The organism is Paenibacillus rhizoryzae, assembly GCF_059686995.1.
The window spans coordinates 146,405-158,313 of record NZ_JCAALT010000003.1 but is presented as its reverse complement, the minus strand read 5'-3'; the positions used below and the strand labels follow the sequence as shown (position 1 = coordinate 158,313).

11 protein-coding genes are annotated in these 11,909 nt (G+C 49.8%); all 11 read right to left on the bottom strand.

Features of this window, described 5'->3' with window-relative positions; genetic code table 11:
- Window positions 1-99: 99 nt before the first annotated feature.
- Window positions 100-1,224 (bottom strand): RNA polymerase sigma factor RpoD, encoded by a 1,125-nt coding sequence (rpoD, locus tag AC6ESO_RS09475; RefSeq protein ID WP_090979899.1) that lies wholly within the window; start codon window positions 1,222-1,224, stop codon window positions 100-102.
- Window positions 1,225-1,242: 18 nt separating this feature from the next.
- Window positions 1,243-3,102, bottom strand: a complete 1,860-nt coding sequence (dnaG, locus tag AC6ESO_RS09470) for a DNA primase (RefSeq protein WP_494818725.1) — start codon at window positions 3,100-3,102, stop codon at window positions 1,243-1,245.
- A gap of 41 nt (window positions 3,103-3,143) precedes the next feature.
- Window positions 3,144-3,611: a YaiI/YqxD family protein gene (locus tag AC6ESO_RS09465; protein WP_497091183.1), complete on the bottom strand. Its 468-nt coding sequence runs from the start codon at window positions 3,609-3,611 to the stop codon at window positions 3,144-3,146.
- 81 nt (window positions 3,612-3,692) lie between these two features.
- A complete protein-coding gene (locus tag AC6ESO_RS09460) occupies window positions 3,693-4,511 on the bottom strand; it encodes a pyruvate, water dikinase regulatory protein (RefSeq protein WP_497091182.1) in 819 nt (272 codons plus the stop codon).
- Window positions 4,512-4,662: 151 nt separating this feature from the next.
- Entirely contained in the window at window positions 4,663-6,744 is a 2,082-nt protein-coding gene (gene glyS / locus AC6ESO_RS09455; protein WP_497091181.1) for a glycine--tRNA ligase subunit beta, read from the bottom strand.
- Window positions 6,737-7,624, bottom strand: coding sequence for a glycine--tRNA ligase subunit alpha (gene glyQ, locus AC6ESO_RS09450; RefSeq protein WP_497091180.1), 888 nt, complete (start codon window positions 7,622-7,624; stop codon window positions 6,737-6,739). The genes glyS and glyQ overlap by 8 nt, the downstream gene beginning before the upstream one ends.
- 368 nt (window positions 7,625-7,992) lie before the next feature.
- Complete coding sequence (locus AC6ESO_RS09445) at window positions 7,993-9,384, bottom strand: MATE family efflux transporter (protein WP_497091179.1); 1,392 nt, start codon at window positions 9,382-9,384, stop codon at window positions 7,993-7,995.
- 24 nt (window positions 9,385-9,408) lie between these two features.
- A complete protein-coding gene (gene recO, locus AC6ESO_RS09440) occupies window positions 9,409-10,155 on the bottom strand; it encodes a DNA repair protein RecO (protein WP_497091178.1) in 747 nt (248 codons plus the stop codon).
- A 26-nt stretch (window positions 10,156-10,181) separates the two neighbouring features.
- Window positions 10,182-10,334 (bottom strand): YqzL family protein, encoded by a 153-nt coding sequence (locus tag AC6ESO_RS09435; RefSeq protein WP_497091177.1) that lies wholly within the window; start codon window positions 10,332-10,334, stop codon window positions 10,182-10,184.
- Between the two features lie 171 nt (window positions 10,335-10,505).
- Complete coding sequence (era, locus tag AC6ESO_RS09430) at window positions 10,506-11,432, bottom strand: GTPase Era (protein ID WP_494818718.1); 927 nt, start codon at window positions 11,430-11,432, stop codon at window positions 10,506-10,508.
- A gap of 39 nt (window positions 11,433-11,471) precedes the next feature.
- Window positions 11,472-11,906 (bottom strand): cytidine deaminase, encoded by a 435-nt coding sequence (cdd, locus tag AC6ESO_RS09425; protein ID WP_497091176.1) that lies wholly within the window; start codon window positions 11,904-11,906, stop codon window positions 11,472-11,474.
- Between the last annotated feature and the right edge of the window lie 3 nt (window positions 11,907-11,909).

The following is an 11,909-nucleotide window of genomic DNA, read 5'->3' as shown; positions in this document are numbered from 1 at the left end:
CAGTAATTCCTCTCATGGTGGTTTCTTAAGAGTGTACACATATAAATTCCACAAGGTGGAAAAAAGACCTTGCTGCTTCAAGCAGAAAGGTCCCGGTTGTTATTCAAGAAAATCTTTCAAACGTTTGCTTCTCGATGGATGACGAAGCTTGCGAAGTGCTTTCGCTTCAATCTGACGAATCCGTTCACGCGTAACGCCGAACACTTTGCCGACTTCCTCCAGCGTACGTGTACGACCGTCATCAAGTCCGAAACGAAGTCTCAGTACGTTCTCTTCACGCTCCGTGAGCGTATCCAGCACGTCCTCAAGCTGTTCCTTCAGCAGCTCGTATGCGGCAGCATCTGCCGGCGCGAGTGCCTCTTGATCCTCGATAAAGTCGCCCAAATGCGAATCGTCTTCTTCCCCGATCGGAGTTTCAAGCGATACCGGCTCCTGTGCGATCTTCATGATTTCACGCACTTTCTCCGTGCTCAAATCCATTTCAGCCGCAATTTCTTCCGGACTTGGCTCACGTCCGAGTTCCTGCAGCAACTGACGCGATACCCGAACAAGTTTGTTGATCGTTTCGACCATATGAACCGGAATCCGGATCGTACGTGCTTGGTCTGCAATCGCACGCGTGATCGCTTGTCTGATCCACCAAGTGGCATAAGTACTGAACTTATAGCCCTTCGTATGGTCAAACTTCTCAACCGCTTTAATTAGACCCATGTTGCCTTCTTGAATGAGATCCAGAAACAGCATGCCGCGTCCAACATAACGTTTGGCGATACTGACCACGAGCCTGAGGTTCGCTTCCGCAAGTCTGCGCTTCGCTTCTTCGTCCCCATTCTCAATCCGCTTGGCGAGCTCGACTTCATCATCTGCCGATAGCAGCGGTACACGTCCGATTTCTTTCAAATACATGCGAACCGGATCGTTGATTTTGATGCCGGGCGGGAGCGCCAGATCATCATCGAAATTGAAGTCGTCATGCTCACGCTCTTGATCGTCCCGATTGCTAATCGGAAGATCGTCGTTCTCATTTACCACTTCAATGCCGATATCATCGAGCTGCTCGAAAAACTCATCGATTTGTTCCGGATCCTGATCGAAAGGTGAGAGCTTCTCCATAATCTCTTTGTACGTTAAGGAGGATCTTTTCTTCCCGTGTTCAATCAGCTGTTCCTTGACGAGTTCCAGCTTCTGTTCAGTATCCAATTCAGTATGTTGATCATTCGCCATAATCCGACTCCCTCCTCCCTAGAAACGATCATCCTGCCGACCTTTTAGCTGTCTCTCTAGGGCATTCATCTCAATTGCAATTTGTGCTGCTTTCAACATGTCCCCGGAACGTTCCGCGCGTACCATAGCTTCTTTCATCTGATCGATTTCCCGAAACTTTGGCACCTTCAAGATTTCATTCACATAATCAGCGAGCATATGCTCGTCGAAGGGAATGTCATCGTCCGACATCAATATAGAAGCAGCGGTCCGTTCAAGCCGGCTATCTTGGAGCGAAGCGATAAACCGACTAACATCCGGATCATGTCCTTGCGCATAGTAAGCATATAAGTAAGCAGCAAGCGCTGCGTGATCCTCTACATTAAAAGCCTCTCCGAGCTTCTGATGCACCGTGTTTGCTGTATCAGCATCCTGCAGCATCTGCGCAAGCAGCTTGCGTTCAGCGACCTGATAAGCAGGCAAAACAGGCGGTGCAGAGGACGTACGACGGTTCTCGCGGTTTTCATTCCTACCATTATTCCACGAATTGTCGTTATTATCCCTTTGCGGTTTCATTTTTTGCAGCTGCTGCCGTCGATCAAAGCAGTCCTGCTTCAAAGAATCCAGAGACATATCGAACTCGCGGGACAGCTCTTTCAAATAAAATTCCCGCTCTGTCGGAGAATCAAGCACGGCAATGATGCCGACCGCTTCGAGCAGGTAATTTTTCTGTCCCTCTTCTTCTAGGAGTATATGGTTTTTCTTAGCATATAGTAGTCTAAATTTCGTTGCGGACACCGGATGTTCAATCGTTTCTCGCATGAACGCTTCTGCTCCATGCTTCTCAATGTACTCATCCGGATCCATTCCTCTGGGCAGCATCGCAACCTGTACACGTAATCCCACTCGCTCCAATAGCGGGATCGTCTTCAAGGCAGCAGCTTGTCCAGCATTATCGCCATCATAACAGAGCACCGCCTCTTCAACATTGCGCTGCAATATCGAGGCATGCTCTTCTGTCAGTGCCGTACCCATAGAGGCTACACCGTTATGCACGCCTGCACTCCAAGCTTTGATGACATCCATATAACCTTCAAACAGAACAATTCGGCGGCTTTTGCGCATGGCTGTCCGGGCATGATGAAAGTTATACAGGTTGCGGCTCTTGTTAAACAGCATCGTCTCCGGTGAATTCAAATATTTCGGTTGACCTTCACCGAGCATCCTGCCTGCCAAGGCGATAACCTTGCCGTCGCGGTTCCAGATCGGAAACATGATGCGATCACGAAACCGATCGATGTAGCCGCTCTTGTCCTGCTTGGCAATAAGCAGTCCGCCTTTCTCCATCAGCGCGAGATTAAATCCCCGCCCCTCGAGAAATCGCGCGAGTGTGTCCCAAGCCGGAGGCGCATACCCGATCATAAAATGATCGATTTGCTTATCCGTAACTCCACGATTGCGTAAGTATTGCAGCGCAGCCTGTCCATTCGTCGTATTCATCAATAAATAATGATAAAACTTCACCGACAGCTCATGCGCTTCGATCAGAGTATCGCGATCTCCCCCATCAGCGGATTGTTGACGTTCCTGCGATCCTGACCAGGTGATGGGAATATTCGCTTCCTCCGCCATTACACGAATAGCTTCAGGGAACGTGTATTCCTCAATCTCCTCAATAAACTTAATAGCGTTGCCGCCCTTACCGCACCCATAGCAGTAAAAAATTCCCTTCTCCGGGGTAACGGTAAACGACGGGGACTTCTCTGAATGAAACGGGCAAAGCCCCTTCATGTATTTCCCGTGCTTCGAGAGGTGAACGTACTTTCCTACCGTGTCTACAATATCGTGATGCTTAAGCACCGCTTCAATGACAGAATCCGGTATTTTCTCGTAAGCCATACACCTTCACCTTCATCCTAAATGACAAGTAATACTATTCGCTACGGCTTGGCATTCTCCTGCCGAGTTTGCAAAACTTTTGTCAGGTTTTGCTGAAAATACACACGATCCTCGTTAGACATCGCCTTTGGCCCTTTCGTTCTGCCGCCGCTTCGACGCTTCTTCGCCAGCTCGTGCCTGCGCTCCATCAAGTAATCGATGTTGCTGTCATCATACTGTTGACCGCGTGGGGATAGTGCAATCGCACCTCTCGACAATACAATTGTAGCTAGGCCAAAATCCTGTGTGACGACAATATCGCCGCGCTGAATATGATTGACGATATACAAATCGACAGACTGGTCGCTTCGATCGACTTGCATAATCGAAACACCCGCTTCTTCTTGGAGCCGATGGTCATGGGAAGCCACCATCAGAACAGGAACCGCGAATTTTCGCGCCACTTCGACAATTTCCCGCTTAACCGGACACGCATCAGCATCTACTACAATCGTTGGTATTGCTGTCATTCGTTGCATCACCGCATCTTCTTGTAACTACCGTACTATTATATACGGCAAATAACCAAAAAATCCTGCACCCATCTTGCATCAATTGGATTCTATATACTCCAAAATCAGACTTGCTGTTTCTTCGACGGCCCGGTGGGAGACATCAATGACCAGACAACCGATTCGATCCGTGATTTGCGCCGCATATTTCAGCTCTCGCTCAATTCGGGCTGTTGTTGCATAAGCAGCGCTGTCCGGTAATCCGAGTGCTTTCAACCGTTCTTTGCGAATACCGTTCAAATAATTGATATCAATTGTAAGACCTACTACTTTCTCTTTAGGAATTTGAAACAACTCGTCCGGCGGATCGAGCTCCGGCATGAGCGGAACATTAGCGACCTTGAACTGTTTATGAGCCAAATACATAGAGAGTGGGGTCTTTGACGTGCGTGAAACGCCGACGAGCACGATATCGGCCTTCAGAATTCCTGTCGTATCACGCATATCATCGTACTTGACGGCGAATTCAACAGCTTCCACCTTGCGGAAATAGTCCTCATCCAGCACATGATTGAGACCGGGCTCCTGCCGCGATTTGCGGTTTGTTTTGTCTTCGAGGCTCGTAATTAACGACCCCAGCAAATCGATAGCTGTTACCTCGTGGATACGGGCAAACTCGACCATACGATCGCGCAATCCCGGAAGTACGAGTGTATAGAGCATGATGGCGCTATTTTCCTTGGCTTGCAGCACGAACCGCTCGAGCGACGCCTCATCATGGACGAACGGCGCTCTGCGGATATCGGCGTTGATGGGATGAAATTGGGCTATCGCAGCCCGAACGACAAGCTCGCCGGTGTCACCGGCGGAATCGGAAACGACGTAAATAATCACTTCAGGCTGCGTATCTGTAGCCATTCCTTCCCCTCCTGTGTCTTTTCCTGCGGAAAAACAAGTTAATCCAAGGTAGTGTCTTTTCCTGCGGAAAAACAAGTTAGTCCAAGGTAGTGTCTTTTCCTGCGGAAAAACAAGTTAGTCCAAGGTAGTGTCTTTTCCTGCGGAAAAACACTTACCAAACAAGTTTCGAAAAATCCGCCACTTTCACGACGCTGCTTGCAATAGCAGCAAGTGTAGCAAGACGGTTAGCACGTACAGCTTCGTCCTCAGCCATTACCATGACTTTATCGAAGTATACATTGATCGGCGTCTTCAAGCTGGCAAGCTTGGCAATCGCTTCTGCAGTACGTCCTTCTTCTACCTGCGCAGCTACGTCGTCACGAAGCTCTGACCAAGCACGATACAGAGCGCCTTCGGCTTCGTCCGTAAACAAGCTTTCATCTACTTCTTTAGACGTTGCTTTCGCAGCAAGGTTGCAAACCCGGTTAAGCGAATCGACCACGGCTTTAAACTCATCTCGGCGATCTCCCGCAGCTACCGCCATAACGGCAGCCGCACGGTCCACCGTCTGACGCAAATCATTGTAGCCAACGGCCATAACGGCATCGACTACGTCGTACCGAACGCTTTGCTCCGACAGCACGTTTTTCACGCGGAGGGAGAAAAACTCATACAAGTCTTTACGTATTTCAGCCGCATCGCGTTTCAACGAACGCGCAGCATGAACCTCAAGCGATAGATCAAACAGCGTGCTAAGCGGCAGCTTCAGTCCGTGTGCCAGCACGATCTGTACGATACCGGCAGCTTGACGGCGCAGTGCATACGGATCTTGCGAACCTGTTGGCAAGATTCCGATGGAGAAGCAGCCGACAATGGTATCGATTTTGTCTGCAAGGCTGACCAGTGCTCCTACCAAGGAGGAAGGCGCTCTGTCACCGGCGAAACGCGGCTGATAGTGTTCGTTAATTGCTCTCGCTACGGATTCGCTTTCGCCGGCTTTACGCGCATAATCCTCACCCATGATGCCTTGAAGCTCAGGGAATTCATAGACCATTTGCGTAACCAAGTCGAATTTGCAAATCGCAGCTGTGCGAGCTGCATCTGTTGCCGTTTGAGCATCTGTGCTTAGCGCATGCGACAGTTTCTCAGTAGTGGCCACGATGCGAGCCACTTTATCTGCAACCGTACCCAGTTCCTCGTGGTATACGATCGATGTAAGCTTCGCAAGCGCATCGGAAATCGCGAGCTTCTGATCTTCCCCATAGAAGAACTTCGCATCCGACAGACGTGCGCGCAGTACCTTCTCATTTCCTTTGGCAACCGATTCGATCGATGTACGGTCGCCGTTACGAACCGTTACGAAGAATGGCAGCAGCTTGCCGTTATCGTCCAGTACCGGGAAGTAGCGCTGATGCTCGCGCATCGAAGTGATCAAGACTTCCTGAGGGATGTTCAAGAACGACGGATCGAATGTGCCGAACAGGACATTCGGGTATTCAACGAGGAATACAACTTCCTCAAGCAAATCTTCTTTAATCGCAATTTGCCAGCCTTTCTCGGCCGCAAGTGCATTAATTTGCGAGACGATAAGGGCTTCGCGCTCAGCAGTATCTACAATAACTTGCTGCTCTCTTAGGCGCTCCACATATTGCGAAGGCTCCGCAATAACCGTTTCGCCGCCCAAGAAACGATGACCGCGAGTCGTTCTGCCGCTTTGAACAGCCGTAATTTCGATCGGAACGATATCCTCGCCGAACAAAGCTACCATCCAGCGGATCGGACGCACGAAACGAAGATCATAATTGCCCCAGCGCATATTCTTAGGGAATGACATCGAAGTGATGAGCGAAACCAAACCTTCCGGAAGCACGTCGCTAGTGACCGTACCTATGCTGCTCTTGTTTGCGTAGATATACTCTACTCCCGCAAGCTCCTTGAAGAAGAAATCTTCAGGTGCCACGCCTTGGCTGCGAGCGAAGCCGAGTGCTGCTTTGCTCCATTCGCCTTGCTCATTCAATGCGATTTTGCGGGAAGGACCTTTAACTTCTTCATTCACATCGGCCTGCTTCTCTTCTACATCGCGAACGAGAACGGTAAGACGGCGCGGAGTCGCATACGCTTCTACGGCACCATGACCGATGCGGGACGTTTCAAGCCACTTCGCCATCTTTTCTTTCAATTGATTCATAGCACCGCGGACGAAACGCGCCGGTACCTCTTCTAATCCGATTTCAAGCAAAAGGTCTTTAGCCATTATCGTTCACTCCTTTCTTCAACATCGGGAATCCAAGACGCTCGCGTTCTTCCAGGTAGGTCGCTGCGCAAGCACGTGCGAGGTTACGAACACGCATAATGTAACCGGTCCGCTCTGTTACGCTGATTGCCCCTCTTGCATCGAGCAGGTTGAAGGTATGGGAGCATTTAAGTACGTAGTCGTAAGCCGGGAATACAAGCTTATGCTCCATCGTTTTCTTCGCTTCTTCCTCATACATGTTGAACAGCGTGAACAGCATTGCCGTATCGGAAGTTTCAAACGTATATTTCGAATGCTCGAATTCCGGCTGCAGGAATACATCGCCATAAGTGACGCCGTCTACCCACTCCAGATCAAACACATTTTCTTTCTCTTGAATGTAAGAAGCAAGACGCTCCATACCGTACGTGATTTCAACCGCAACCGGGTTGGCATCAATGCCGCCGACTTGTTGGAAATACGTGAACTGCGTAATTTCCATGCCGTTCAGCCACACTTCCCAGCCAAGACCCCACGCGCCAAGTGTCGGTGATTCCCAGTTATCTTCAACGAAACGAATATCATGGTGAAGCGGATCTACGCCAAGGCGCTTCAGGCTTTCCAGATACAGCTCTTGAATGTTGTCCGGGGATGGCTTAAGGATAACTTGGAACTGATGATGCTGATAAAGACGGTTCGGGTTCTCGCCATAACGGCCGTCTGCCGGTCTTCTGGACGGCTCCACATACGCCACGTTCCAAGGCTCCGGGCCGATCGAACGAAGGAATGTCATGGGGTTCATTGTGCCTGCACCCTTCTCGGTGTCATATGGCTGAACGAGGATGCAATTTTGCTCGGCCCAGAACTGCTGCAGCGTCAAAATCATGTTTTGAAAGTTCATGTCATTCATCTCCTATCGAAATTGTTTGCCATGCAAGGCGTCTGAACGAAACGTATGTAAAGGCATATAAAAAAGCCTTCGCCTCTACGTCTGATGTCAGACATAGGGACGAAAGCTATTACGCTCCCGCGGTTCCACCCTACTTGGCCTTCAAGCGCAAATCCGCATGGATGCTTGAAAACCCTCTTTTCTAAACTCGCATAAACTCCGGAGTGCCTTTCATCGCGAACGTCCGACCAGGCTTCCACTATCCCCGGCTCGCTATATCTGACGACTGTACGTGACTACTTTCTCCATCATCGTTCATATTTCATAATATCCTATCTTAGCAATTCTAACCACTCGTGTCAATGAAAAGCTTTATTCACCTACAGCGGCACAGTATCGCTGCTGCTGGAGCGTGTGCCCAGTTTCACATTTTCACGGAAAGCATCGGCAAACAACAGCTTCTTGCGATGCTTGCGCCATCTGAAATAACATAATGCACCGCGCAGATACTCGTCACTGATCATGCCGATATAAATGCCATACAGGCCCCAGTGCATTGGGTTGGCAAGCATATAGGAGACGCCAACGGCAATAATCCACATGCTCGGTAAAGAGTATGTCATAACGGTTCGGCTGTCGCCTACCGCTCCGAGTGACTGGCCAAGTGCCATGTTGAGCATTTTGCCGGGCTGCAGCGCTAAATTGAGCCATAGAAGAGATACGGCCATATCGATGATCCATGGATCCTTTGTGAAGGTGGTAATAATGGAGGTTCGGAATAGCAGCAGGATGGCTGTATTGGCAAGTACGACGATTACTCCGAAGCCCAGCGCTCGATATGCACTATAGTATGCTTGCCTTAGTTTCTTCGCTCCATACAGATGCGCAATTTGGATTTGAGCAGCAAGCGCGAGCGACCAGCCGAATGTAAAGGCGAACGACTCCATCGTGTTCATATACGTGCGTGCCGCCAGCGGCTGCTCGCCCATGGAGGCGATAATGCTGAAAATAACAACCTGCGAGAAGGTCCACGAAGCCCCGTTCACGCTGATTGGCCAGCCGATCTTAAGCACTTCTCTGAGCAGCTTTGCATGAAAGCGGCCAAATTCCCGAACTAATACAGGCACGCCAAACGCATGTCGGAACAAATGCTGCTGGAAGAAGAAGGCTACTGTTCGACTGATAACGGTCGATATCCCAACCCCCATAAGTCCGAGCTGCGGCAAGCCGAACGCCCCGAAAATAAACGCATAGTTTAAAAATACATGCAACGCATTCATTCCAAGCGCAATATACATGGGAGAACGAGTATTCCCGGTATTCCTAACCGCCGTGCTCATGGACAAATTCAGCGCGGTGATGACCATCCCGCCACCGACGATCGACATGTATGTATGCGATAAACCCTTCAAATTGTCGGGGACATGCAGTGCCGTTGTAAATAGAGGCGTTCCATAAATAAGTAAAACGCTAATGATTATTCCTAGTATTACGGTGATGGAAACGGACATGATACCGATTTTGCGCGCTTCGTCCGGCTTGCCTGCGCCCAGTTTCTGCGCAATAAGAATTCCGGCCCCGCTCGTCACAAGTGTGAATAAAATAATGACTGCATTAAAGAACATATTCGATATCCCGACAACAGCGACGGCATCATCCGAAATTCGGCTCACCATAAGGGTGTCTGCTGTTCCGAGCATAAATTGCAGCATCATCTCAATCATAATCGGCCATGTCAGCGACCAAATTCTCGGTGTCGACTGCCCAGCCATATCGAAACGATTCCTCCTGCCTAATTACAACGAATAACGATCCATCTGATCCAGAAAAGAGCGAGACTTCAGCTGCAGTCCAATATGCGTATCCATTAATGAACGCATAATGTGCTTTAATTGCAGTTTGGTCTCGTCCTTCACTTGTATGTTGCCAAGCCTGCGCATATCGAGCTGCCAGAATAATCGCAGCAGCTTAAGCGCGCCATCGCTGAGCTCGATTGCTGTTCCGTCTTTATAGCGGCATCTAGCGCAGATAATGCCTCCGCCTCTTACGCTGAGCGCCATCGGGCCGCTCTCATTGCCGCACGAAATGCAAGCACCAAGGTCTGGGGCGTAACCGGCTGCCGCAAGTATTTTCATTTCGAAGAGCTGGATCGTAATAAGCAAATCCTTCCCTTCGCATATGGCGGTCAAGCAGGCCTTCAGCTGTTCAAACATGAACGCCCCCAAGTCCTCTTCCTGCAGTGCTCGATCTACTAATTCCACCGCATAAGATGAATAGGCGGTTTTATCCAGCTGTTCACGCAAAACATGGTGAGATTCAATAATCTCACCATGCGTTAACGTACCCAGGCCGCTGTTTCGGAAGAATAGATATTCGCCATACGTAAATAATTGCGCGAGTGATCCATGCCTGCTCTTCAGTTTTTTGGCGCCACGCACGACAATTCCGATTTTGCCGTGCGTATTCGTCAGAAGCGTAATGATTTTGTTGCCTTCCCCATAATCCATGCTCCGGATGACAATGCCTTCGACTCGGTACTGCATATCGCTTCTCCCCTAACCTGCGCGTCCTAAACGGAGTTATCCGTTTCGGGCGCTGGTTCTCCCTCTTCCTCGCTGCCGACAGCTTCCGTAGAAACTGCCTGCTCGTCCATCTCCCTGTAAAGCATGAAAGCTTCCACATCCCCGGTCAGCGTAAAATACTTCCACGAAAAGTCTCGCATTCGTATTCATCCTTTCCGCGCTCAGAAATGTTGCTCACGGATTAGGATGCGATGAAGATGATATCGCTATGCCAGACAAATATCGGACATTTTCCCGTAGAAAGGAAATTAACTCCTCACTGCCGTTTCATACGCTGGGGACCGCATGACTATATTAGCCGCCGCAAGAGTCTAGTCGTTTCTAAAGCCAAGATCTTTAAGCACCCGCTCTTGGTTCCGCCAATCCTTCTTCACTTTCACCCACAGCTCCAGAAAGACGCGAGAGCCGAGCAACGTTTCAATGTCACGGCGTGCTTCTTTACCAACCTGCTTGAGCAGAGCACCTTGCTTGCCGATGACGATCCCCTTCTGGGAATCACGCTCGACATAGATAACAGCTCCGATGTTTACGACGCCGTTCTCTTGCACCTTCATATTCTCAATCGCTACGGCGATGGAATGCGGTACCTCTTCGCGCGTCAGATGAAGAATTTTCTCGCGGATAAGCTCCGCACATACGAATTGCTCCGGGTGATCGGTAATTTGATCGGCCGGATAATATTGCGGTCCTTCCGGCAAATAGCTGCTGAGCACTCTTAGAAGCGTATTCACATTGTTGCCTTGCAAGGCAGAGATCGGAATAATTTCCGCAAAATCATACAAGTCTTTATATTGCACGATTAGGGGCAGCAGCGCCTCCGGCTCGATTTTGTCGATCTTGTTCATGATGAGGAATACCGGCGTCTTCACTTTCTTAAGCGCCTCGATGATGAAGCGGTCTCCCCCGCCAAGTCCCTCAGAAGCATCGATGAGGAATAGAGCTGCGTCTACCTCGCCAAGCGTACCTACGGCGGACTTCACCATGAAGTCGCCTAGTTTTGAAGTCGGTTTGTGTATACCGGGTGTATCGAGGAATACAATTTGAGAATTGTCCTTCGTATATACCCCGTGAATTTTGTTCCGCGTTGTTTGCGGCTTGTCTGACATAATGGCGATTTTCTGTCCGATGACCTCGTTAATTAAGGTCGATTTGCCGACGTTTGGTCTGCCAATTATGGCGACAAACCCGGAATGGTATTTCTCCTTGGATCCTTTAGATCCCGACGATGATGAATTCATAAGCTGTAACTTTATCCCCTTCCAGAACGTTGCGCGTTCCTACGCTTTCGTCAATGCATCCGATGAGAAGGCGCCCGGCAGCAGCTCCGCCACTGTCGATATACGCCATTCTCCCTTCATATTACTCATTATAACAGGCATGTCCGGCGGGCAAAGCTCCACCAGCACTTGTCTGCATACGCCACAAGGCGTAATTGGAGAATCGGTATCTCCAACGACCGCAATCGCTTCGAACGAGCCTGCCTGCTGCCCGTCTGCTATAGCCCGAAACAATGCAGTACGTTCCGCACAGTTCGTTGGACTATAAGCTGCATTCTCTACGTTACAGCCAAAATGCACGCCGCCTTCGGCATCCAGCAGTGCCGCTCCGACTTGAAAATTCGAATAGGGCACATAGGCTCGGCTCCGAGCTTCTACGGCTTGCTGCATTAACTGCCGCCAAACCGGCGATAATTCTCCGATTGATGATGTCATCGT

What these genes read in the sequence shown, in the direction of transcription:
- rpoD (WP_090979899.1), bottom strand. Translation starts at nt 1,224, where the DNA reads ATGGCGAATGATCAACATACTGAATTGGATACTGAACAGAAGCTGGAA.
- dnaG (WP_494818725.1), bottom strand. Translation starts at nt 3,102, where the DNA reads ATGGCTTACGAGAAAATACCGGATTCTGTCATTGAAGCGGTGCTTAAG.
- AC6ESO_RS09465 (WP_497091183.1), bottom strand. Translation starts at nt 3,611, where the DNA reads ATGACAGCAATACCAACGATTGTAGTAGATGCTGATGCGTGTCCGGTT.
- AC6ESO_RS09460 (WP_497091182.1), bottom strand. Translation starts at nt 4,511, where the DNA reads ATGGCTACAGATACGCAGCCTGAAGTGATTATTTACGTCGTTTCCGAT.
- glyS (WP_497091181.1), bottom strand. Translation starts at nt 6,744, where the DNA reads ATGGCTAAAGACCTTTTGCTTGAAATCGGATTAGAAGAGGTACCGGCG.
- glyQ (WP_497091180.1), bottom strand. Translation starts at nt 7,624, where the DNA reads ATGAACTTTCAAAACATGATTTTGACGCTGCAGCAGTTCTGGGCCGAG.
- AC6ESO_RS09445 (WP_497091179.1), bottom strand. Translation starts at nt 9,384, where the DNA reads ATGGCTGGGCAGTCGACACCGAGAATTTGGTCGCTGACATGGCCGATT.
- recO (WP_497091178.1), bottom strand. Translation starts at nt 10,155, where the DNA reads ATGCAGTACCGAGTCGAAGGCATTGTCATCCGGAGCATGGATTATGGG.
- AC6ESO_RS09435 (WP_497091177.1), bottom strand. Translation starts at nt 10,334, where the DNA reads ATGCGAGACTTTTCGTGGAAGTATTTTACGCTGACCGGGGATGTGGAA.
- era (WP_494818718.1), bottom strand. Translation starts at nt 11,432, where the DNA reads ATGAATTCATCATCGTCGGGATCTAAAGGATCCAAGGAGAAATACCAT.
- cdd (WP_497091176.1), bottom strand. Translation starts at nt 11,906, where the DNA reads ATGACATCATCAATCGGAGAATTATCGCCGGTTTGGCGGCAGTTAATG.